24 protein-coding genes are annotated in these 20,639 nt (G+C 42.5%); 14 read left to right on the top strand and 10 right to left on the bottom strand.

Going from position 1 to position 20,639, the window contains the following annotated elements; genetic code table 11:
- The first annotated feature begins 112 nt into the window (after positions 1-112).
- Positions 113-1,864 (top strand): bifunctional metallophosphatase/5'-nucleotidase, encoded by a 1,752-nt coding sequence (locus tag L2744_RS09265; RefSeq protein ID WP_248991636.1) that lies wholly within the window; start codon positions 113-115, stop codon positions 1,862-1,864.
- A 59-nt stretch (positions 1,865-1,923) separates the two neighbouring features.
- Here the strand turns inward: L2744_RS09265 and L2744_RS09260 are convergent, their stop codons facing one another.
- Positions 1,924-2,817, bottom strand: coding sequence for a LysR family transcriptional regulator (locus L2744_RS09260; protein WP_248991635.1), 894 nt, complete (start codon positions 2,815-2,817; stop codon positions 1,924-1,926).
- 166 nt (positions 2,818-2,983) lie between these two features.
- Here L2744_RS09260 and L2744_RS09255 point away from each other — a divergent pair, with 166 nt between their 5' ends.
- Together L2744_RS09255 and L2744_RS09250 are read left to right on the top strand one after the other, a co-directional pair.
- Positions 2,984-3,427 carry a DoxX family protein gene (locus L2744_RS09255; RefSeq protein ID WP_248991634.1) on the top strand — a complete coding sequence of 148 codons (444 nt, stop codon included), beginning with the start codon at positions 2,984-2,986 and terminating at the stop codon, positions 3,425-3,427.
- Between the two features lie 12 nt (positions 3,428-3,439).
- On the top strand, positions 3,440-4,135 hold the full coding sequence (locus L2744_RS09250) for a pirin family protein (RefSeq protein WP_248991633.1): 696 nt from the start codon (positions 3,440-3,442) through the stop codon (positions 4,133-4,135).
- A gap of 128 nt (positions 4,136-4,263) precedes the next feature.
- Here the strand turns inward: L2744_RS09250 and L2744_RS09245 are convergent, their stop codons facing one another.
- From L2744_RS09245 to L2744_RS09225, 5 genes are all read right to left on the bottom strand, one after another.
- Positions 4,264-4,797: a GNAT family N-acetyltransferase gene (locus L2744_RS09245; protein ID WP_248991632.1), complete on the bottom strand. Its 534-nt coding sequence runs from the start codon at positions 4,795-4,797 to the stop codon at positions 4,264-4,266.
- A gap of 60 nt (positions 4,798-4,857) precedes the next feature.
- Positions 4,858-5,370: a GNAT family N-acetyltransferase gene (locus tag L2744_RS09240; protein ID WP_248991631.1), complete on the bottom strand. Its 513-nt coding sequence runs from the start codon at positions 5,368-5,370 to the stop codon at positions 4,858-4,860.
- A gap of 180 nt (positions 5,371-5,550) precedes the next feature.
- A complete protein-coding gene (locus L2744_RS09235; protein WP_248991630.1) occupies positions 5,551-5,853 on the bottom strand; it encodes an NrfJ in 303 nt (100 codons plus the stop codon).
- A 126-nt stretch (positions 5,854-5,979) separates the two neighbouring features.
- On the bottom strand, positions 5,980-6,189 hold the full coding sequence (locus L2744_RS09230) for a DUF3820 family protein (protein WP_011788692.1): 210 nt from the start codon (positions 6,187-6,189) through the stop codon (positions 5,980-5,982).
- Between the two features lie 160 nt (positions 6,190-6,349).
- Entirely contained in the window at positions 6,350-6,808 is a 459-nt protein-coding gene (locus L2744_RS09225) for a GNAT family N-acetyltransferase (protein WP_248991629.1), read from the bottom strand.
- Between the two features lie 291 nt (positions 6,809-7,099).
- Between L2744_RS09225 and L2744_RS09220 the strand changes: the two genes are divergently transcribed.
- From L2744_RS09220 to L2744_RS09205, 4 genes are all read left to right on the top strand, one after another.
- Positions 7,100-8,545 carry an ABC transporter substrate-binding protein gene (locus tag L2744_RS09220; RefSeq protein ID WP_376711940.1) on the top strand — a complete coding sequence of 482 codons (1,446 nt, stop codon included), beginning with the start codon at positions 7,100-7,102 and terminating at the stop codon, positions 8,543-8,545.
- The gene (locus L2744_RS09215; protein WP_248991628.1) at positions 8,542-10,278 is read left to right on the top strand and encodes a GGDEF domain-containing protein; all 1,737 of its coding nucleotides are present in this window, start codon (positions 8,542-8,544) and stop codon (positions 10,276-10,278) included. The genes L2744_RS09220 and L2744_RS09215 overlap by 4 nt, the downstream gene beginning before the upstream one ends.
- Positions 10,279-10,381: 103 nt before the next feature.
- Positions 10,382-11,206 (top strand): M90 family metallopeptidase, encoded by an 825-nt coding sequence (locus L2744_RS09210; RefSeq protein WP_248991627.1) that lies wholly within the window; start codon positions 10,382-10,384, stop codon positions 11,204-11,206.
- Between the two features lie 104 nt (positions 11,207-11,310).
- On the top strand, positions 11,311-11,763 hold the full coding sequence (locus L2744_RS09205) for a nuclear transport factor 2 family protein (RefSeq protein WP_248991659.1): 453 nt from the start codon (positions 11,311-11,313) through the stop codon (positions 11,761-11,763).
- Positions 11,764-11,781: 18 nt separating this feature from the next.
- Here the strand turns inward: L2744_RS09205 and L2744_RS09200 are convergent, their stop codons facing one another.
- Both L2744_RS09200 and ltaE read right to left on the bottom strand, forming a co-directional pair.
- Entirely contained in the window at positions 11,782-13,254 is a 1,473-nt protein-coding gene (locus L2744_RS09200; RefSeq protein ID WP_248991626.1) for an HDOD domain-containing protein, read from the bottom strand.
- A gap of 175 nt (positions 13,255-13,429) precedes the next feature.
- Positions 13,430-14,443 carry a low-specificity L-threonine aldolase gene (gene ltaE / locus L2744_RS09195; protein WP_248991625.1) on the bottom strand — a complete coding sequence of 338 codons (1,014 nt, stop codon included), beginning with the start codon at positions 14,441-14,443 and terminating at the stop codon, positions 13,430-13,432.
- A gap of 250 nt (positions 14,444-14,693) precedes the next feature.
- On the opposite strand from ltaE, the gene L2744_RS09190 reads away from it, so the two are divergent.
- The 3 genes from L2744_RS09190 (at position 14,694) to tpx (ending at position 16,858) form a co-directional block, all read left to right on the top strand.
- The gene (locus tag L2744_RS09190) at positions 14,694-15,281 is read left to right on the top strand and encodes an OmpA family protein (RefSeq protein WP_248991624.1); all 588 of its coding nucleotides are present in this window, start codon (positions 14,694-14,696) and stop codon (positions 15,279-15,281) included.
- A gap of 33 nt (positions 15,282-15,314) precedes the next feature.
- Positions 15,315-16,142: a mechanosensitive ion channel family protein gene (locus L2744_RS09185; protein ID WP_248991623.1), complete on the top strand. Its 828-nt coding sequence runs from the start codon at positions 15,315-15,317 to the stop codon at positions 16,140-16,142.
- A gap of 122 nt (positions 16,143-16,264) precedes the next feature.
- Positions 16,265-16,858: a thiol peroxidase gene (gene tpx / locus L2744_RS09180; protein WP_248991622.1), complete on the top strand. Its 594-nt coding sequence runs from the start codon at positions 16,265-16,267 to the stop codon at positions 16,856-16,858.
- Between the two features lie 48 nt (positions 16,859-16,906).
- Here the strand turns inward: tpx and L2744_RS09175 are convergent, their stop codons facing one another.
- Positions 16,907-17,548, bottom strand: a complete 642-nt coding sequence (locus L2744_RS09175; protein WP_248991621.1) for a trimeric intracellular cation channel family protein — start codon at positions 17,546-17,548, stop codon at positions 16,907-16,909.
- A gap of 353 nt (positions 17,549-17,901) precedes the next feature.
- The gene (locus L2744_RS09170; RefSeq protein WP_248991620.1) at positions 17,902-18,462 is read right to left on the bottom strand and encodes a DUF4136 domain-containing protein; all 561 of its coding nucleotides are present in this window, start codon (positions 18,460-18,462) and stop codon (positions 17,902-17,904) included.
- Between the two features lie 181 nt (positions 18,463-18,643).
- On the opposite strand from L2744_RS09170, the gene L2744_RS09165 reads away from it, so the two are divergent.
- The 4 genes from L2744_RS09165 (at position 18,644) to ruvX (ending at position 20,587) form a co-directional block, all read left to right on the top strand.
- A complete protein-coding gene (locus L2744_RS09165) occupies positions 18,644-18,958 on the top strand; it encodes a hypothetical protein (RefSeq protein ID WP_248991619.1) in 315 nt (104 codons plus the stop codon).
- A 166-nt stretch (positions 18,959-19,124) separates the two neighbouring features.
- Positions 19,125-19,454, top strand: a complete 330-nt coding sequence (gene yciH / locus L2744_RS09160; RefSeq protein WP_248991618.1) for a stress response translation initiation inhibitor YciH — start codon at positions 19,125-19,127, stop codon at positions 19,452-19,454.
- A 112-nt stretch (positions 19,455-19,566) separates the two neighbouring features.
- Entirely contained in the window at positions 19,567-20,130 is a 564-nt protein-coding gene (locus tag L2744_RS09155) for a YqgE/AlgH family protein (RefSeq protein ID WP_248991617.1), read from the top strand.
- A 31-nt stretch (positions 20,131-20,161) separates the two neighbouring features.
- The gene (gene ruvX / locus L2744_RS09150; RefSeq protein ID WP_248991616.1) at positions 20,162-20,587 is read left to right on the top strand and encodes a Holliday junction resolvase RuvX; all 426 of its coding nucleotides are present in this window, start codon (positions 20,162-20,164) and stop codon (positions 20,585-20,587) included.
- Positions 20,588-20,639: the final 52 nt, after the last annotated feature.

Raw genomic sequence — 20,639 nt, 5'->3', positions numbered from 1 at the left:
GAAAGGGAGCCTAGCTCCCTTTGTTGTTTTAGGGAGGATATTCAAATCGCTCTGAGTCTCGCATTTTGAGGTCACTTGGGTATATACTCTCCCGCCGTAAAAGAGGTAAGTTATGACACAGGGCTACATTCTCTCACTCGCGCACATCAACGATACACACTCAAATTTTGAACCCAGCCGCGTCCAATTTAGCCTTAATATGGGCCAGCATAAGCTAGATGTGACTAGCCATAGCGGTGGTTATGCCCGCATCGGCCATCACATAACAAAAGCGCGTCACGCCGCTGCACAAACCGATACGCCTTTTATTTTCCTACACGGTGGTGACAGTTTCCAGGGCACGCTGTATTTCAGCCATTTTAAAGGCAAGGCCAACGCCCACTTACTCAATCTGCTAGCACCCGATGCTATGGTTATCGGCAATCACGATATTGACGAGGGTAACGCTCGCCTTGCCGATTTTGCCAAGCAAATTGATTTTCCTTTGCTTGCAGGCAATATGGATTTAAGCCAAGAGGATATTAATAAACCGGGTTGTTTATGTGGCGTGCCTAATATCTTGGCCTATGACCATGAACAACAACTGGCAACCTATATCGTAAAACCCTTTTATGATCAAAAGATGGCCATCATTGGCATTACTTTAGATCAAATGAAAGAAATTGCCCGTCCCGATCCTGATACCCATTTTGTGGATGCCGTAGCAACCACAGCACGAACTGTGGCTTATCTGCATACCCAAGGGATTCAACATATTATTGTGCTGAGTCACTTAGGGTTAGATCAGGATAAAAGGCTCGCAGAACAAGTCTCAGGTATTAGCCTTATTGTTGGTGGGCACACCCATACTTTGCAGGGGGATTTTCGCGATTTAGGTTTAAGCAACCTGCCCTATGGTGAAGTCGTCAATGGCACGCCAATTGTCCATGCAGGAAAATACGCAGAGACCATAGGCTTAGCTCAGATCGAATTTGACGCCAATGGCCGATTTGTCCAACTCGAGGGCGGCAACTATTTTATGCTTGATCAGCACTTTATCCTAAGTTCGAGCATGAGTGTGAGCGATTCAGATTACCAAGCTGTACGTCAACAACTCTGCCGTCATCCCCATATTTATTGGGATGACACAGATGAAGATATCGTAGGGATCATTAATGATATTTATCGCCCTGCGATTGCCGAAATGGAAAATAAAGTTCTTGCATTCGTCCCTAAAAATTTAGTCCACACTCGCTTGCCATCAAAAGCGTTGCCCCATGGCAGTGAAGTCGCACCTTGGGTGAGCCGAAGTATGTTCCAAGAGGCTAAAATTGAAGATCCTAGGGTGAACTTTGCATTGCATAATGCCGGCGGCGTACGCCAGTCGGTTGCCCAAGGACAATTGACCCTAGCGGATGTAATGGGGCAATTGTTGCCGTTTGAATTACCTCTAGTGAAATATGAAATTCAGGGCCAGTTCCTCTATCAAGCACTTGAATCGGCAATTAATGCTGCAACCAATAATAGTGTACGAGGCACTGGGGCAGGCAGTTTCCCTTATACCTATGGCTTACGTTATTACTATGATGGTAGACGACCACTGGGCGAGCGCTTATTTAAACTCGAAATGATGCAGCAGGATAGCCAATTGCTTTGGTATCCCGTCCAACCAGAGTCTTTGTATGTTGGTGTATCTACCTCATATACGGCCGCAGGTAAAGAAGGCTATTCCCCTCTGTTACAGGCAAGCTGGCAGGAATCGATGGGATCCCTCACCCTGCCACAGGCATTTATTCGCTTCTTAAATAGATCACCTAATTTAGCGGACTTTTTATCTCCACATGTTCACTACACTAGCCATTTAAAGCGCTCTGGCCAACTTTAAGCACATTACCGGCGAGAATAAGCCCTAAGAATCCTAGGGTATATTTATGAACTGTCATGTTAAAACTGCCATTCACAATGGGGTAACCGCTCGGCAAACCAGGTTTGTGCCTTGCCTTGATTCCCCTTACGCCATGCCAAAAATACCGTCTGTGTGGGGCGGGGGATCTCGACGGCACAGGCAATCAAATCGCCCGATGCAAGTTCTTTAGCAATAAGGTGCGCTGGAATATAGCCCACACCTAAGCCCAGTTGCTGCGCTTTAATCTTAGTTTGCATATTCGGCACTCGAATGACTTGACGACTATCAAATAAACCACTCGAGCGCTGTGCCAATGCCATAGAGCTATCTGCAACCACTATAGATGGAAACTGTAACAGCGCTTCAGTGGGTATTGGCGCCCCATGTTGGGCTAAGGGATGGGTTGGATTAAGCGCAAATACAAACTCAAGATGACCAATTTCAACCAAATGATATTGCCCTTTTGGCAACTCCCCGGTAACGCCAATAGCAATATCAGCGCGTCCTGAATAGAGCGCATCCCAGCCTCCACCTAAGGACTCTTCACTGATATTCACCGTGACCTGTTTGCCCAATTCCGTAAACTCACCAATTAGTTGCAGTAAAGGTAAAATCGGTACAACGGTATCTATCGCTAAGGTTAAGGACGACTCCCAGCCAGTTTCCAACTGGCGCACCGCCTCTTCGAGCCGCGATGTGGCAGCAAGGATCTCCCGACCTTGGCGCAAAACGAGTTGGCCGACAAGTGTCAGTTCAGCCCTTTGTCCCTTACGTTCAAATAATTTTACGCCTAAATCGCTTTCAAGTTTCTGCACTGTATAGGTTAAGGCTGAAGGTACTCGAAATAACGATTCTGCCGCGGCTGAAAAACTCCCTTTTTTATCAATAGCATCGAGCACAATTAATCCATCAAGGCTAATAGCTGGCAACATAGACACCTCTTATTCAAATTATTTGAAGTTAACATTGAAAATGTTCCGATTTTCTTTGCCTAAGGTCAAGCCTAAACTGTTTAGCAATGGAGAGGTTCACAGAGAACATCCACCTAACAGCACTATTAACTCACTTAGTTAAAAAATTTGAAATAAGGAATATCCCATGAAAGCACTCATCGTAAAAACACTGAAATCAGCTCCTAGCTTTGCACCACTGTCCCTGCGTATTCCGATAGGGATTATCTTAATCGCCCACGGTGCTCAAAAACTGTTTGGCTGGTTTGGCGGCTACGGCTTAGAAGGCACTGGACAGTGGATGGCATCAATTGGTCTAACGCCTGGCTATTTAATGGCACTGATGGCGGGTTCAAGTGAATTCTTCGGCGGCCTATTCCTATTACTCGGCCTACTAACACGCCCAACCGCCCTCGTACTGTCATTCACTATGATAGTGGCGATTTTCTCGGTCCATATAGGCAATGGCTTGTTCCTTGCCAACAACGGTTATGAATTTGGTCTAGCTCTATTAGCAGCAACAGTATCTCTAGCGGTTTCAGGGGCAGGCAAGTTAGCTGTAGATAATGTATTCGCTAACCGCATCAAATAAAGGGGAATGAAGATGATCACATTAAGAAAAGCACAGGATCGCGGTCAAGCAGACTTAGGCTGGCTAAAGAGTCAACATACCTTCTCTTTCTCTAGCTACTATGATCCAGATCACATGGGGATCTCATCCCTAAGAGTCATTAACGATGACAGAGTAGCGCCCGGTGCAGGTTTTGATACCCATGGGCATAAGGACATGGAGATCATCAGTTACGTGATATCTGGCACTATCGCCCACAAGGATAGTTTCGGTAATATCAAAACCTTACCAGCGGAAGAGTTTCAATTGATGTCTGCGGGTAAAGGGATTTATCACAGCGAATTCAATGCTTCAAACACTGAGCCGCTGCACTTTTTACAGATTTGGATCCAACCAGACACCTTAGGGATTGATGCGGGCTATCAACAAAAAGCCTTTGCTCAAACCTCGGCTCTTACGCCTGTAGTCACACCAACGGGTGAAAATGGCACGTTGAAGGTACAGCAAGACGCAACACTTTATCGACTTAAGCTTGCCCCAGCCGAGCAAGTGACGATGGAGCAAGTGCAAGCGAACCGTAATCTGTATGTGCAATTAGTGGAGGGGCAATTGAGTGTCAATGGAGCTCTGTTAAATCCGGGGGATGGAGCACACATCACAGGACTCGATACGCTTACGTTTACGGCAGCACAAGAGGCAGTGACAGCCCTAGTATTTGACTTAGCTTAATGTTAGATCGCGTGACATAAACTCGTTAAGCTGCTGCTAAATGATAATAAAATAACCGCCTTTGTTTGCATTGGCGGTTTTTTATTGCCTAGACGGATAGCATAAATGGCGATTAACTAAGCGAGGCCTTAGTGAGAGAGTGACAGCATCAAGCTAAAATTCACTAATACCTGCGCTTGATCCTGCTGTTTATCTTCAGGGGTTAAGTATCGACGCAGCTCATTACGGCGAATACAGTTAAATCCATGCTTTTCAAAGAATGGACGCGCTTGATATGAGGCCTCGACCGTTAAACGTTTAAACTCACGCTTTTTAACCTCTTCAAACAACGCTAGATATAACAGCGTGGCTACGCCTGCACGACTGTATTCAGGGTGAACAAATAAACAATCCACTTCCCCGACCTGCACATCGAGTTCGACTATGGGGCAAGACTTCAGGGTGATAAACCCGACCAACTTATCACCGAACTCAGCCACCCAAGTGGTTGTATCTTCAAGTTTAGCGAGCCAGTAATCATCGCTACGGGCTTCACCTTGATTTTGTGCCCACGCTAAACGCTCGGTCAGCGAGTAATATTCCTGTGCGCCTTCCATCACACTGGCATTGAACACAGAGGCAATCTGTGCAACATCCTTAGGGGAGAATAAGCGTATCTGCATTGTGTTCGCTCCTATGGGTAATGGAGGTCAATCGACAAAAGGGAGGATAATCCCATTCAGTTACAGTTTTTTAGTCATATAAAAACTCGAGAGCACTTGCCCCAGTTTTTGTTGGTAGCTACGTTGGATTTGGATAAATCCCAATTTAGTAAACAATCCCTTAGATAAATAAGAGGCATCAACACTTAAACTGGCATATCCCTGTCCCTTCGCCCACTGTTCTAACGCGCTATAGACGCGCCCACCCAATCCTTGGTGCTGCCAATCAGGATGAATATAGAAACTATCTATGTAACCACGGTGGTAATAATCGCTTTCAACGTTGATAAAACCAACACAAATCTTAGATAAGCTCTCGGCCGATGTCACCAAAATAATCCAAGCTTGGGAGCGACTTAAGCGTAAATGCCAATGTTTCGCCGATCTGGGCGCTTGGGACCAAGCATTAAGCTGCGCCTGCGAATAGCGCTCATGCTTAATTTGGTGGACGCACAAATGAAACAGCTCACTTATTTCTTGGGCATATTTAGGTTGGTAAGGCAGAATCTCCACTTGTCGAACAATTGTCACCATTTACTCCAAACGCCAAAATACGCAACGACTATTCTGCCGTGTTTTTTTACATTGCCGATAGCACAAGAGTACAAGAGCACACTAAGTAAGGCCGAGAATAATCCCGCTGAAAACAAAACGGCCTCGATATCTTCGAGGCCGTTTTATGACTGGCGTTCGCCAATGGCAATATTAAAGCGATTATTTCTTTTCGATTTGCCCAACAAAAAGCAACTTATCGAAGGTACGATTTAACGTTTTACTGGTGAACTCGTTCATCCACATTTGTTCAACAACGGCCACTTTATCGCCTTTGCTGACTTCAGTTTGTGGACCTGCAGCCCAAAATGTCTTGTCCGCTTCTTTAATCTGAACATAGGTGTAACCACCGCCGTTCATTGTATCAACAACAGTACCTTCATGGGTTACGCCCTGAGCCCAAGCACTTGACATACCTAATGCTAAGGTTGCTACTGCTGCTAATTTTACCAATTTTGCCATCATGCCTACGTTCCTTTTGTTTTGCTAATATGCTTCATTAAAGCACGCCAAACGCAATAAATCGCTAATCTCTATCACGAAATACAACACCTATCGCAAAAGTATGATTTTTATCCCAAGGATGGGAACTCATTTCAATAGGGGTTTTAGCATACCTTCCAAGCCATTGAGCTTAATTTCATACATCAGAGCTAACTGTTCTCCGAGCTTTCCTTGGGGAAATCCCTGTTTATGAAACCAAACAAGGTAAGGCTCGGGTAATTCTAAGAGTTTTCGTCCGGCATATTTACCAAAAGGCATGGTTTGATTAACGGCATCGATAAGCTGTTGCTGATCCATCTTATGACCTCAGGGCAACGCCCTGTATGCAATATTTGGATCAAGATGCTACATCAGAAACTGGGCAAATACTTGCATAAAATCGATCAACGCACCGAGTCACGTGCGCAAACCATGCAAAAGCGGGTTGGTACTAACGTTAACCCGCTAATGCTTCATTTTAAGCATAGATTTTCAATAAATTTGGCCCAAAACTGGCACAATAGGAATGCACAAAACCATACTCAGCGCACAAGCGATCATCTTCACCATAGGCATTAATACTCACACAAGTACCAGACTTGGCCTGCTCATCCACAAAGGTCATCACACGTTCTAAGACTATTTTTGCAAGCCCATGATGTTGATATTCTGGAAGCACAATAAAGTCTTCAATGGCTAAATGAGTAGGCCGATCTCGATAGACACAGGCAGTTGCAACCACATTTGATTGCAGTTTTTCCACCTCCCCCTTCATCCGTACTGATACCCAGTACAATACTTGGGATTGCCTATGATCCGCGAGCTCAACCCCGATTGATGGTCGCCCCACCGCATCACGTAGATAAAGTAACTCATGGAATAAAGGCGCTGTTTCAACTAATTCAAATTCGATTGGCATGATAGTTTTGATATCCATTTTGCATCCGTTCTCTAATGGTAAAAATCAAGGTAATTAGACGACATATTATGAAGATAGTAACGGGATTATTTGGCAGTTTGATGACACAGATACCGATTCTTATGCCTACTTTCGACTGAAAAGATGCTGCTATCTCCCTATTTTTTAAAATCTTTAGATTATCGGTTTTTTTATGGCATAAAACCCTCAAAAAACCACCTCATAAATTTTTATCCCGCCTATCATTAACATATAACAACCATGATAAAAGTGATCTATTAACATATTAATAAAAATAAGGGGCATTTTTTGTTAAAGAAGCTTCATTTCATACTCATTGGATTTGGATTAACGCTAGTGACGCCGTTGAAGGCTGAGTTCACTGTAGCGCAAATACCGCCACTGACAAATAAAACCCCCATCACTTTAGTGGCTGAAAAAGGCTTTTGGACCGATTACCTCACCCAAGAAATGCTACCTAAATTTACTGAAAAAACAGGTGTCAGTGTCAAAGTTGTCAGCACTGAACTTGAGTCAATGTTTAACCTTCAGACTCAGGCATTAAAACAAGGTGAAGGGAAATATGATCTACTCACAATGGAGGCTGGATGGGCAAAGGAATGGGCTGCAAATGGTTATACCGTTCCCCTCGTACAATTAGCAAAACTATATGATCCAGACGGCGAAAAGGCGATGCAGTGGTATCTTGAACCTTACTATCCTTCCCTGCTCAATATTTTATCCTATTCCGGAGAGATCCATGCCATTCCCTATAATAATTATGTGATGGGAAGCCATTACCGTGCGGATCTTTTTAATCATCCAACTGAGCAAGCGGACTTCTTAAAACGTTTTGGCTATCCGTTAATTCCAGCCACAACCCCAGAAGAACTGCTCGATCAAGGCATGTTCTTTACCCGTAAAGCCGGTTCCATGCTTGCAGATAAAATGTTAACCCACGACTTTTATGGCCTTGCGTTAATGTCAGGTAATAAACCTCATATTAATGATGAATTTTCAAGCATGCTCTGGAGCCTAGGAGGCGCTTGGATGTTGCCTCAATATAATCAACAACAAATCACCCACTTTGAAGTACCAATAATTAATCATGAAGCCATAAAAACCGCCGACATTTATCGCAAATTAATGGCCTACGCAGTCCCTGCAAATGAACAATTTGCCTTTAATGAAGCCGCAAATGCCATTGCCACAGGTAAAGCAGCCATCTGGCCCTTCGCCTACAACAATCTTTGGTCAATCTCTTTTCGTGTCGAGAAAAATATCCCCGGTGCACGTCTTGCCGTCGCACAAGTGCCCGGCGGACACCCCTATAACGGAGCCTATGCTTTTGCCGTCAGTTATGACAGCAAAAACCCACAGGCAGCATATTGGCTGCTTAAATATATGGGAACATATGAAGCACAATATGCCTACGCACTCGGGGGCGGCAACCCTTGTCGTATGGATGTAGTCACTGCAGCAGAATTTAATAAAGAAGAATTAAGAGAAATAGCCGGAGCATTCAACGCAAGTCATATAGCTAATTTATTTTGGTCAACTAAGGTATTAACTCTTGGACACTTTACGACAACGGCAATGGGACAAATCTACCCAGAACTTAGTCAAGCATGTTATGCCGCGAGCAATAACGCTACAGATAGTACTGATATTTTTATCAAATTAAGTACCAAGATAAAAAACATCCAGAATACCTATGGAGAAGTTCCAGCAATTGACAAGAACAATAACAAATGACCTCTAAACGGTTGACTAGTTTAAAACGTAAAATCGCCTTTGCCTTCTATATTGTAGTGGGCATGGCACTCTTTAACGGTATTATCGCCATCGTACTATCCCAGCAATTAAGAACAGAAATTGAACACTTAGTGACTAAAGATGTCGTCAAAGTCAGCACGGCGTTAAAACTTGCAAAAGATACTGAAAAACTCCAAATCATCACAACCAAACTCAATCACTACGACAATGAACTGCAACGTCTTCAACTTTTAGCTGAGCTATCCGCACAGTGGGGGCTGCTTATTGATAACTCTCGAACAATTGCCAACCTTGAAATATCCCCTCAGCTACATCAGGCATTAAATGAGGCTATTGATACCCAACTCTATTATATGCAGCAAATACCGCTGCTTAGCACATTGACAGATAATGCATTACAAGCAAAATTACAGGCTGGAAATATTCAAGCTAACTTGACCAGTTTAACATCGGCCTTTGGCGATAAGATGCAGACTCAACTAAAGCAAATAAACAATCGCTATCCATCCTTTCTTGCTCACAAAGATTTCAGCGCAATTTCAAATAACATTAAAGAAAACCAATTAGTATCAGAGTTTCTTCACCAAGGAGAACATCTTTTTACACTACTTGCACAGGTAAAAAATGCTGAAGATATAGTGCAATTAAATCAACTCCAACGGGAGGCTATGCGACATCTAATCAACATGGAAACAGTGTTAGCCGCATTCGATAAAAATCAAAGTATGTATGTGGATTGGCTATCGCAAATAAGGCAAAACATAGTTGGGGATGAAAACTTGTTTGAATTATCCCGTAATGCGTTGAAAAACACCCATATTGCCAATGCCCATTTAACTTACCAAGCTAATGCCGCACAGGTGGTTGCCATATTTACGGAAAAGCTTGTCGAACAGGTCGATAGCCAAATCCAACAAGCAGGAGGTGCTCTTAAAAACCATAGTACGGCATTTGTGCTCCTGATCTTTTGCGGTGGCATTCTGTACTGTTTTTTTATCTGGCTCACAAGCTGGCACTTTATCGCTAAAGGCATCATTAAGCCGGTAATAGCGACACGCGATGCTATGGATGCAATCGCCAATGAAAAACTTGATACCCCAATGCCCATCACAGACAACCTTGAGCTTCAGCAAATGGTGAGTTCACTCGCGACCTTAAAAACCTATGCGGCACAAGTAAAAGCCATGGCCGAAACCGATGGTTTAACGGGTTGTTACAACCGCCGTTATTTAGACAGCCAGCTAGAAAAAGAATTGATATACGCTAATGACCACCAGATGCCACTTAGTATTGTGATGTTTGATATTGATAACTTTAAGCAATTTAATGATAGATATGGGCATGTGATCGGAGATCAGTGTTTAAAGCAAATCGTTAATGCCGCCAAATCCATATTGCAGCGTCCAACCAACACCCTTGCCCGTTATGGCGGTGAAGAATTTATGATCTTACTCCCCTCAAGCCATCTTGAAGATGCGTACAAAGTCGCGGAGCATTTGCGGGAAACTATTATGGGCCTCGAAATTCCCCACGAAGATTCCCCCCACGGGGGCGTTGTAACTATCAGTGCTGGCATTACCTGTTGGCAGCCACCCCAACTACTGGATGCAAATAGTCTTATCAATCGGGCCGATGAAGCCCTTTATCACGCTAAACTCACTGGACGCAATCGCACAGAAACCCTTCTTAACGTCGCGCAGCATTCTTCATAAGCATTTACGCCCACAGGAAAATCTGTTTTATTTTTAGCCAAGGATTGACTTCAGCACATTTTATCCCCATTAGCTAATATACTCACTGCGTGAAAGGACCCCTATGTTAGCTATTGTACTCACTCTCATTCTGGGCATTGGTGCTATCACTTGGTTACTCTCGAGTCGTTGGCGTAAAACCTTACATAGACGTAAAGTTACGGCTAAACCCTTTCCTAAGGCTTGGCGCGCAATTCTCAAGCAAAGGCTACCATATTTTCATGCACTCCCCAGCGATCTCCAACTTCAGCTTAAGCGTCACATTCAAATATTCATCGATGAAAAAATCTTTATCGGATGCGATGGCTTAGAGATTAATGACGAAGTTAAAGTCACTATCGCCGCCCAAGCCTGTCTGTTGCTATTAAATCGGAAAACAGACTTTTACCCCAAACTGAAACAAATTTTAGTCTACCCAGATGCCTTTATCGTGAATAATCAACATCAAGATATCAGTGGTGTCGTGTGGGAACAACGCAATGTACTCGCCGGTGAATCGTGGGAGCAGGGGAAAGTCATCCTCTCCTGGAAAAATACACTCGATGGTGCAGCCGATCCCCATGATGGTAATAATGTCGTGATCCACGAGTTTGCCCATCAACTCGATCAAGAAGATGGGCACGCTAATGGCGCTCCCATTTTGCAACACAGTGCAGACTACCGCACTTGGTCAACGGTACTTAATCAAACCTTTACCGAATTAGAAGAATCCGCGACGCTTGGACGACCTTCGCTATTTAATTACTATGGAGCAACTAACCCCGCTGAATTTTTTGCTGTCGTCACTGAAGTTTTTTTTGAAAAGCCAGAGGCACTGCATCAGCAGTATCCCAGCCTTTATCGCGAAATCAGTCATTTCTATCAACTTGATCCGATAAACTGGCATTGATGAATTAACAGTATAAAAACAAGGAAAACAATATGTTAAGTAAAAAGCTTCAATACCCACGTTTAATCCTCACTGCAGTGGGACTCGTGTTTATCAGTTTTATAATGAACTCTCAGCAACTTACTGCTAAAACCCTGACACAAACTGAAATAGCAATAAGCCCTGATCAACAAGCTGCAGCACAAGTGCTCGATTTGCTGAATCAATATTCAAGCAACGCCGATTGGGATAAGTATTTTGCACTGTATAGAGAGGATGGCATTTTTATTGGAACAGATGCCAGTGAACGCTGGGGCATGACGGAGTTTGAACGTTATTCCCGCCCGACAAAAGGCTGGCGATACGATTTAACTGAGCGGCACTTAGTTCAACACGGGGATACCATACTATTTGATGAGCTGTTGAACAGTCCAGCCTACGGTATAAGCCGCGGAACAGGCGCCTTAATCAAAACCGATGGCCAATGGAAAATTGCTCAATATCATTTAAGTTTTCCAATCCCTAACAATATTGCTAAGCAGATCACCAATGAAATCAAAGCAGTAAATAAAAAATAACCTCACATTTTGAATGTTCTACCTCAAGCATACGGTAAAGCACACATTAGCCAACTGGGAGAAGTGGATAAAACTTTGAAAATCATCTTCTTCAAAAAACCTTTCAGATGGTCCCCTGTCTGCGTAATAAAAACCGATAACCTTGCTATCCACCAACAATGGTGCAAGTAAAAAACCTTGGCTAGATACATGCTGGATTTGCAGCTCCTTGCACTGCTCTCGCCATTTTGTAGAGGTAGGGTCATCTATCCAAAGAGCCTCTTTATGCTCCATCGCTTGAGGAAATAATCCCTTTTTATCACTTAAATCAATAATAAATTGCTGTTTCATCTCTTCAGCATCCTTGCCTAACATCACTCGAGGCTGAAGCTGCTTACGGCTAGGAGATAATAGCAATACCCCACAGCGGTCTACTCCAACGCCCTCTAAAATACCTTCTAACACGGTTTGCATGATCTGATTAAAATCACCCTTATTAATGGCATAAGCGGTCAACTCCCTAAGTTTAGCCAACTGAATACTCAAGTTGGCTTGATAGGGAGGCATTTCTAAGGGAACGGCTCCAAGCTCAGTCTCATCAACAATACGTTTAGGATCAGGCAGGTATTGGTGTAATACCCTAGCACCATATACCTCTGCTAATTTATGGGTTGCATTCGCACAGCGCTGCATACGAGTTTTAAACTCACTTTCCTCTAACCCTGTAAAAATAGCGGCTTGACTGATACGTTTATCCAACTCAACTTTATCGAGGATTGGCTGAGAAAGAATACTGCAAAGTTTATCTGCAAGGAAAATAGCGCGAATTTCGGGACGTTGATCATCTGGATAATTAACCGCATTGGTCAATAATTCTCCCAATCCCCAATGGCGGGCAATACTTTGCGTTAATTGTAAGAATGAAGTTCCGAGTGTTTCGCGAATGAGCGCTTTTTCTTCTATAGGTGTTTCACATTCACTGAGCTTGTGATCGAGTACCTCTGTCAGTTCTCCACCAATACTCCAAAATGCACTTTCACCTATGTGGTAGAGCAAAGAAGCGATAAAGGCTTCTTCCTGTAAATCCTCATCATAATGACTCAACATCATCCGCGCTATCATGGCCGATTGAAATGCCTTCGCCATCAACTTAATTAATCTTTGATAAACAGCGGGTGACAAATTTTTGCTTTCAAGCAAACTAGAAAGTAGTTTCGCCGTTATACAAATATTACGTACCACATCAAAACCAAGCACAATTGCAGCACGGCTAACGGTAGAGATTTGCGAACTGCCTTTATGATATATGGCGCTATTAGCCACTCTTAATATGCGGGAAGTTAAGGCGTTATCGTGCATCACGCTACGCCCCAACAGTGCGAGAGAGGAAACGTCATCCTTGGCGAGCTTTTCTAACGATTTGACCGTCGAACACAGTGCTGGCATCTCTAATTCACTGATCCGATTTGTCCAATAATCAACCCCTTTATTTGTATTATTATCAGGTTTCAACCTATACCTGCCCCAGTGATATTATCTCGTTGTTTTAGTATAGATAGGCACAAAAAATTCGCCCAAACTCTAGTGCCGTTTCAAGGCACTAAATGTTCAATCAACCACATTAAATTGATTTGTGACTATAAAAATGCCCAAGACAATGCTTGGGCAAGAAATACCTAGGACTCAATTAAGCTTGAAAATATAACTTAAAGACGTTTAGCACTTTATCAATATCCTGACGACTAATATCCTTATGTGTAACTAAGCGAAGTGTTCTTCCTGGGCTAATTAAAATACCGGCCTCTTTGCATCGCTTTGCCAATAACACAGCATCGATATGGGGCGCCAAGGCCGCAAATAACATATTGGTTTGTACAGTGGCTAAATCAACCTCAAATTCGGTTAATTCGGCTAATTTGCGGGCAAAGTATGTTGCATTTTCATGATCCTCTGCGAGTCTTTCCACTTGCTCTGTCAATGCCAATTTACCTGCGGCGGCTAAAATCCCCGCTTGGCGCATGCCGCCCCCGAGCATTTTACGCCAGCGTGTCGCCTTCTTAACCAACCGCTCATCACCTAGGAGTAATGAACCTACTGGTGCACAAAGCCCCTTTGAAAGGCAAATTGACACAGAGTCAAAGTGCGCGGTGATCTCACTAATGGTAATATTTTGTGCTACAGCAGCATTGGCCACTCTAGCGCCATCAAGGTGAATTTTTAAACCACGATGAAAAGCCAACGCCTGTGCATTCGCCAGATAGCTTTGCGGTAACACTTTGCCACCAATGGTATTTTCTAAACTTAATAACCGTGTTCGCGCAAAGTGGATATCATCAGGTTTAATCGCAGCCTCTATGTCGGCTAAAGCAATAGTCCCGTCCAATTGATTCATCAATGGCTGAGGCTGAATACTGCCTAAAACTGCGGCGCCGCCTCCCTCAAACTTATAATTGTGTGCCTGTTGCCCACACAGATACTCATCCCCACGCTCACAATGGGCCATTAGGGCAAGTAAATTTGCCTGAGTACCTGAGGCAGTAAAGAGCGCACTCTCAAAGCCAAACATCTCCGCCGCCATGTCCTGCAAACTGTTTACGGTCGGATCATCACCATATACATCATCACCGACCTCAGCTCTGGACATGGCTAATCGCATCGCTTCTGTCGGCTGGGTAACAGTGTCACTGCGTAAATCTATCATCTTGCCCTCAACTTCATTTGCTTAATCCCAATGGGCTAGAGACTCTAGCGCCAAAGTACATAAAAGTAAAAAATGAATATACTCAGATTATTTCTTTTGTTAAGAACAGCGCTCGCAGATGAAAAACCTGCGTTAGAGTTGGCGAAGTAGCTGTAAATAGATAGAATACAACACTAAGGTAGTCCAGCGGCAGTAAAGCGAACTTCTTAGCTTTTTTGACTAACACCCATCATATATAAGGTGATTTGTGGTGAATATATCCCTATTGCACTGGATTAAGCTTACGCTTTTGATATTAGGATTAAGCCTAACATCACAGGTTTATGCTTGGCAGGATACAGATCAAGATGGTGTACCGAACATTAAAGATGCCTGTCCGAATACGCCAGCAAATACAGAAGTATTGGCAAATGGTTGCCCCTATGAAGCAGAAGTCATCACAGACAACATTCAATGTGACATAAATGATCCAAGTACTTATTCAAGCGCTGATTGTCATAATATCGCTACAGCAATAGTATATTTTGAATTTGCAATTGCCGAGGTTGACTTATCACAATGGAAAACGTTGGCTTTAGTCAAAGCATTCCTAGAAGCCAATGATGTTGCCTTGGTCTTAGTTGGACACACTGACATAGTAGGTACACCTGAGTTTAATTATCAGTTGTCACTACAGCGGGCTGAAAATGTGAGACGAGTTTTGGTTGAAGACTATGGCTTTAATCCAAATCGATTTACCGTTATCGGTAAAGGCATATCTGAACCTGTCGCAGATAATCGTTCTAGCGAAGGGCGCAGATTAAATCGACGAGTACAATTTATCGTCAATAATAAATAGTTTTTGTTAGCGTATTTTTTAGGGAGTTGTTCAATGGAAAACCTAGAGGGTCTATTAAATCAAGCACCAGAATTAGTTATGACCTATGGTCTAAAAATCCTGTTCGCTATTATTATCTTTTTTGTCGGTAAATATTTTTCAGGCGTGGCACAAAAGGTTATACGTAAATTGCTCAACAGCCGAAAAATTGACCCAACTGTTGTTTCCTTTGTCGCAAACTTAACTTGGACGATTGTATTTGTCTTCACTATCATTGCAACATTAGGACAAATTGGCGTACAAACAGCATCACTGGTTGCCGTTATCGGTGCAGCTGGTCTCGCTATAGGTTTAGCTCTGCAAGGTTCATTATCTAATTTTGCCTCTGGCGTATTAATGGTGTTATTCCGCCCTTGCCGCGTGGGTGATTATATTGAAGCAGCAGGGATAGCCGGTACTGTTGATGAAATTACTATTTTTTCAACAAAATTACGTACCCCTGATAATAAAGTTATTGTTGCGCCAAATTCCTCTATTATGAATGGCACTATCACTAACTACTCCGCCTTAGAAAATCGCCGTATCGATCTTGTCATCGGAGTCTCTTACACTGCGGATATCGCATTAACTAAAAAAATATTAACCGACGTTCTAGATAACAATCAATACGTATTAAAAGATCCCTCCTACACTGTAGCCTTGTCTGAGTTGGCAAACTCCTCAATTAACTTTGTTGTTCGTCCTTGGGTTAAAACCCCTAATTTTTGGGACGCACGTTTTGAGATCCTTGAGCAAATCAAAAATGCTCTGGATGCCGCCAATATTGAAATTCCATTCCCACAGATGGATATTCATGTGAAGCAATTACCAGAAACGAAATAATCTGATATCAGATAAAGAGGTCGGTTAATACCGATCTCTTTATGGTTCATAAAAGCGTTTTAGCGTAACATTAGTGACTAATGTTACGTTCGCACAGAAATACTTAAGTGCAAGGAGATAAAATGCAAAAGTCTATTTCATTTTTAGCCGTCAGTTGTTTTTATAGTTTAGTACTACTGAATTCAAATGCTGTCGCCAGTGAAAAACCACAAGTGCTTATGGGCGAAAAGACCGTAACCCTTGAAGGTAAACTACCTAAAGTCGCTGAAATTGCACCGGGATTTAAAGTGGTTGATGAGCAATTTACCCCTGTTACCTTAAGTGATTTTAAAGGTAAAACCGTGCTGATAAGCGCAGTACCTAGCTTAGATACTGGCGTATGCGCCCTACAGACTAAACGCTTTAACAGCGAAGTTAGCCACTTTTCAGATGATGTAGTAATGCTGACCATAAGTACTGATCTGCCATTCGCACAGAAGCGCTTCTGCAAAGTTGAAAATGTTGACAAAATCAAAGTACTTTCTGATTCAGTCTGGCGTGATTTTGGTGAAAAATACGGTCTGTTAATTGAGAATTATGGTCTATTAGCTAGAGCAATCTTTATTATTGATGCAGAAGGTAAGCTCCAATATCAAGAGTTAGTGCCAAACATCACCGAACATCCTAACTATGATGCCGCACTTGAAGCGTTAAAAACGATCCAAAACCAACAGTAATCGCCAAAGTAAAAAAGCAGGGAACTTGCCTTGCCTGCTTCTTAGAATTTAATGGGTCTGTTGGTCACTGTTCGCTTGATAGTCGAAAGTAGGCATTGACCAATGGTATCGCAGCGCTAACATCCGCAAACTAAAACCCATGCTAAGGCAGATCACGAGGTTAATCCATTCAGTCAATTGGTAGGTTTTGAGGATGATATATAATCCAGCAGTTAAAAGTGAAATCACCGCGTAAAGTTCCTTCTTAAAAATCAAAGGTACTTGATTACACAAAATATCACGGATCACCCCGCCAAATACGCCAGTAACAAGCCCCATCACAACCGCAATTGTGGGACTAAATCCCAACATTAACGTCTTCTGTGCCCCAACAATTGAAAATACGGCAAGACCTAAAGCATCTATAGCAAGAAATAGTTTAGACAGATAGCGCATGACAGGTGCAATAGCGACCGTCAATAAAGAAGCAAACGCTATGGCGATAAGGTAATGCACATTCTCAACCCAGATCAGGGGATAGTTTCCTAGCATCATATCCCGTAGAGTACCGCCACCAATTGCCGTTGCGCAGCCAATAATCACAACCCCAAACAAATCCATCTGCTTTCGCCCAGCGGCCAGAGCTCCTGTCATCGCTTCAGCAAGAATACCAACAAGCCATAGTAATCCAATAAATTGCGCTTCTTGCATTTCAACTATCATTCACAATAAAAAGAAGCTGATTCTGCCTGATAAAATTCAAGTTATATAATGATTTAATTTTCAAATTATCATTAGAAAAAATAATAGATAATGAAACATGAGAATGACTAACGAATACAGCAACCATATAATAAAAACAACAATAACAGCAATTTAACAATACAAACCCAATATGTACCATTAAAAATAAGTCACTTTTTAATAAGTATAAATAAAGAGAACTTGGCAAGTTTGTAAATAACCGCATAAAAATGTATTTTAATATACTAACTACATAAAGAAAGCCAAAAAAAAGCGACCTACAGGTAGGTCGCTTAATCTTTATTTGTAGCGTCTAATAACTACTTAATATCTGATTTAGGCGGGTAATTAGCCATTACGCTACCTACAGCTTTATTGATAATCTGTACTCTTTCTACAGGGGTATTTTTATCACGGATAGTATCAGCGACAGAACCACGCCAAACAAGCTTGGTTGTTTTATTATCTATTAAATCAATTATTAATGTACCCACTTCATACTCTCTGACTGTAGTTTGAGTTTGCATATTGCCACCCCATCCCCAGCCTGGGCCATAGTAGGGATGATAACCAAAGTTAGTGTTAAAGGTATCGACATTAATCTTCTTATCGATTTTAGTGAGATAATTTACCAACACATCAGCCTCTTTTGCATCGACTAAGTTCATTCCCTTAGCAGCTAATTGAGCATTTACGGCGTCTCTGACTCGTTGATCCATCAAACCATCCAAATGATATCCTGACTCCTCATTTTTTTGAGCAACCCAAGCATAGGTTTTATATTGAGTAAAACTCACACTAGGATCATAGTCCCAGCCAGACTTCAGTGAGCTACAAGCACTCAATGCCAGTACGGCTAAACCAACAATTATGTTTTTCATCTTATTTTCCTCAAATGTTCAAACTGAACAAAGACAAGTATCAGAGATATGAATTTAGCTTACAGAGCTATTCAGTGTTCTACAACTCAATTGATGGAAAAGCGGTAGCTCATTGAGCTTGACTTCAATAAAATCACAGATGATAATGATTATCAATTAAAGAAAAGAGGGAGTAAGTGATATGTACTGGTTTATTAGCGCATTTATTGTTGCATCAGCGATATTTTTCATCGCACCACAAAAAGCGCCCGCTGAAGTCAACAGTACAAAACTTAAACGTCATTTGCCTTTTAGTTTATTGATATTACCGATAATTGTACTCAGTTGGTTAGTTATCGACGCCATCACAAATGGCGCCAATTACGCTACTGTAGCGGCTTTCGGATTTGTATCAACCGCCTGTTTAATTGCACTGCCTAAGTTGCACCGATATATCATGCCTTGTGCTCTACTTACAGCAATAGCATTGATCGTGATGGTAGCTCAGCGCTTTTAAAGGTTCTAACTTTCAAAAATATGCTTACCTCCCTGCAAAGAGTTAGCATTTTCTCCAGACCACTTACAGTCAATCTTTAAGTGGTCTTTTTTTACCTCCCCGAACTCCAACGAATTTGATAAACTACCGTCGCATAACGTCACTGACATCCCAATGAAAATTACTTATGAAAGCAGATCCTAACGTGTCCTTAGTGTACAGTACCGATAAAGGCCGTATTAGCCCAGAGTCAACCGCCAAAGCAATACCTGAATCAGATGGTATTGTGCGGATCCACCGAGATAGTAAGGGGCGCAAAGGCAAAGGCGTATCAATTATTTCAGGGTTAGGGTTAGATGAAACGGCACTAAAAGCCCTTGCTCAAACCCTTAAAAAACAATGTGGTTGTGGCGGTACAGTTAAGGATTTCACTATCGAAATACAAACTGACAATCGAGAACAATTAAAATTGTTACTCGAAAAGCAAAACTACAAAGTGAAGTTAGCTGGTGGTTAACAGTACTTATTGAGATAAGCAGTGCGTTAGTCATTTTAAGTGAATGATCTCAAAACTAAGGCTTTGAGTTCGCCCTGTAGATTAATGCTTATTGGCCTGAACGGAGTTTTTAATGGAGAGTTTACAAAACCATTTTTTAATCGCAATGCCTTCACTAGACGATACATTTTTTGAGCGCTCAGTCATTTATTTATGTGAGCATGATGATAAGGGTGCAATGGGCATTGTGATCAACAAACCGTTAGGTATTGAAGTCAACTCACTCTTAGAACAAATGGATTTACCTGCAGAGCAGGTTTTGGCCGATCTTGCAGTTAACGCTCAAGTATTAATGGGAGGTCCAGTTTCACAGGATCGCGGATTTGTGCTCCATACCTCCCAACCCTATTGGGCAAATAGTACAGATCTGGGTTCAGGGCTAATGCTGACAACTTCTCGCGACGTATTAACTGCGATTGGGAGTAAAAGATCCCCAGAGAAGTTCCTCGTGTCACTTGGTTATGCTGGCTGGAGCAAACATCAGCTAGAACAAGAGCTCGCTGAAAATTCTTGGCTGACTATACCGGCCACTCACGCCCTGCTATTCGATGTAAAACACGAGGACCGCTGGCCACAGGCGAGTCGTTCACTTGGATTCGACGCTTGGCAAGTATCAGCACAAGCTGGCCACGCTTAAGCCTAAATAATCACCATAAGTTAGTCATACTATGAATTCTAAAACTGTTTTAGGCTTTGATTTTGGTACAAAAAGTATCGGTGTTGCCATTGGGCAAGAGATTACCGCAAGTGCAACCCCACTGCAGTCACTTAAGGCTGTAGACGGCATTCCTAATTGGGATCAAATTGGGGATCTCATTAAAGAGTGGCAGCCAGATCTCGTTGTTGTTGGCTTACCCCTTAATATGGATGGTACTGAGCAGGACATGACCCACAGAGCCCGTAAGTTTGCCAATAGGATCAATGCTAAATTTGGAGTAAAAATCGTGACTCAAGATGAAAGATTAACGACGACAGATGCCAAAGCAAGATTGTTTGAGTTAGGTGGTTTTAAAGCCTTAACGAAAGGTCAAGTAGATGCGGTTTCTGCAGTGCTTATCATCGAAAGCTATTTCGAGAATCAATTTGGTCGTTAGATCTAATGTAAAGAAAAGGATAAGTTGCCTTATCCTTTTTATTTTCGTGGGT

The organism is Shewanella profunda, from assembly GCF_023283765.1.
GTDB classification, from domain to species: domain Bacteria; phylum Pseudomonadota; class Gammaproteobacteria; order Enterobacterales; family Shewanellaceae; genus Shewanella; species Shewanella profunda.
The sequence above is the reverse complement of the archived record's forward strand: the minus strand, read 5'-3'. Positions and strand labels throughout refer to the sequence as shown.

Bases quoted from the DNA above. Each gene is read 5' to 3' on its own strand.
- L2744_RS09155 (WP_248991617.1), top strand. From the start codon at position 19,567: ATGGAGAGTTTACAAAACCATTTTTTAATCGCAATGCCTTCACTAGAC.
- L2744_RS09210 (WP_248991627.1), top strand. From the start codon at position 10,382: ATGTTAGCTATTGTACTCACTCTCATTCTGGGCATTGGTGCTATCACT.
- L2744_RS09170 (WP_248991620.1), bottom strand. From the start codon at position 18,462: ATGAAAAACATAATTGTTGGTTTAGCCGTACTGGCATTGAGTGCTTGT.
- tpx (WP_248991622.1), top strand. From the start codon at position 16,265: ATGCAAAAGTCTATTTCATTTTTAGCCGTCAGTTGTTTTTATAGTTTA.
- ltaE (WP_248991625.1), bottom strand. From the start codon at position 14,443: ATGATAGATTTACGCAGTGACACTGTTACCCAGCCGACAGAAGCGATG.
- L2744_RS09240 (WP_248991631.1), bottom strand. From the start codon at position 5,370: ATGGTGACAATTGTTCGACAAGTGGAGATTCTGCCTTACCAACCTAAA.
- ruvX (WP_248991616.1), top strand. From the start codon at position 20,162: ATGAATTCTAAAACTGTTTTAGGCTTTGATTTTGGTACAAAAAGTATC.
- L2744_RS09265 (WP_248991636.1), top strand. From the start codon at position 113: ATGACACAGGGCTACATTCTCTCACTCGCGCACATCAACGATACACAC.
- L2744_RS09175 (WP_248991621.1), bottom strand. From the start codon at position 17,548: ATGCAAGAAGCGCAATTTATTGGATTACTATGGCTTGTTGGTATTCTT.
- L2744_RS09185 (WP_248991623.1), top strand. From the start codon at position 15,315: ATGGAAAACCTAGAGGGTCTATTAAATCAAGCACCAGAATTAGTTATG.
- L2744_RS09255 (WP_248991634.1), top strand. From the start codon at position 2,984: ATGAAAGCACTCATCGTAAAAACACTGAAATCAGCTCCTAGCTTTGCA.
- L2744_RS09205 (WP_248991659.1), top strand. From the start codon at position 11,311: ATGAACTCTCAGCAACTTACTGCTAAAACCCTGACACAAACTGAAATA.
- L2744_RS09215 (WP_248991628.1), top strand. From the start codon at position 8,542: ATGACCTCTAAACGGTTGACTAGTTTAAAACGTAAAATCGCCTTTGCC.
- L2744_RS09165 (WP_248991619.1), top strand. From the start codon at position 18,644: ATGTACTGGTTTATTAGCGCATTTATTGTTGCATCAGCGATATTTTTC.
- yciH (WP_248991618.1), top strand. From the start codon at position 19,125: ATGAAAGCAGATCCTAACGTGTCCTTAGTGTACAGTACCGATAAAGGC.
- L2744_RS09260 (WP_248991635.1), bottom strand. From the start codon at position 2,817: ATGTTGCCAGCTATTAGCCTTGATGGATTAATTGTGCTCGATGCTATT.
- L2744_RS09235 (WP_248991630.1), bottom strand. From the start codon at position 5,853: ATGATGGCAAAATTGGTAAAATTAGCAGCAGTAGCAACCTTAGCATTA.
- L2744_RS09225 (WP_248991629.1), bottom strand. From the start codon at position 6,808: ATGGATATCAAAACTATCATGCCAATCGAATTTGAATTAGTTGAAACA.
- L2744_RS09230 (WP_011788692.1), bottom strand. From the start codon at position 6,189: ATGGATCAGCAACAGCTTATCGATGCCGTTAATCAAACCATGCCTTTT.
- L2744_RS09250 (WP_248991633.1), top strand. From the start codon at position 3,440: ATGATCACATTAAGAAAAGCACAGGATCGCGGTCAAGCAGACTTAGGC.
- L2744_RS09245 (WP_248991632.1), bottom strand. From the start codon at position 4,797: ATGCAGATACGCTTATTCTCCCCTAAGGATGTTGCACAGATTGCCTCT.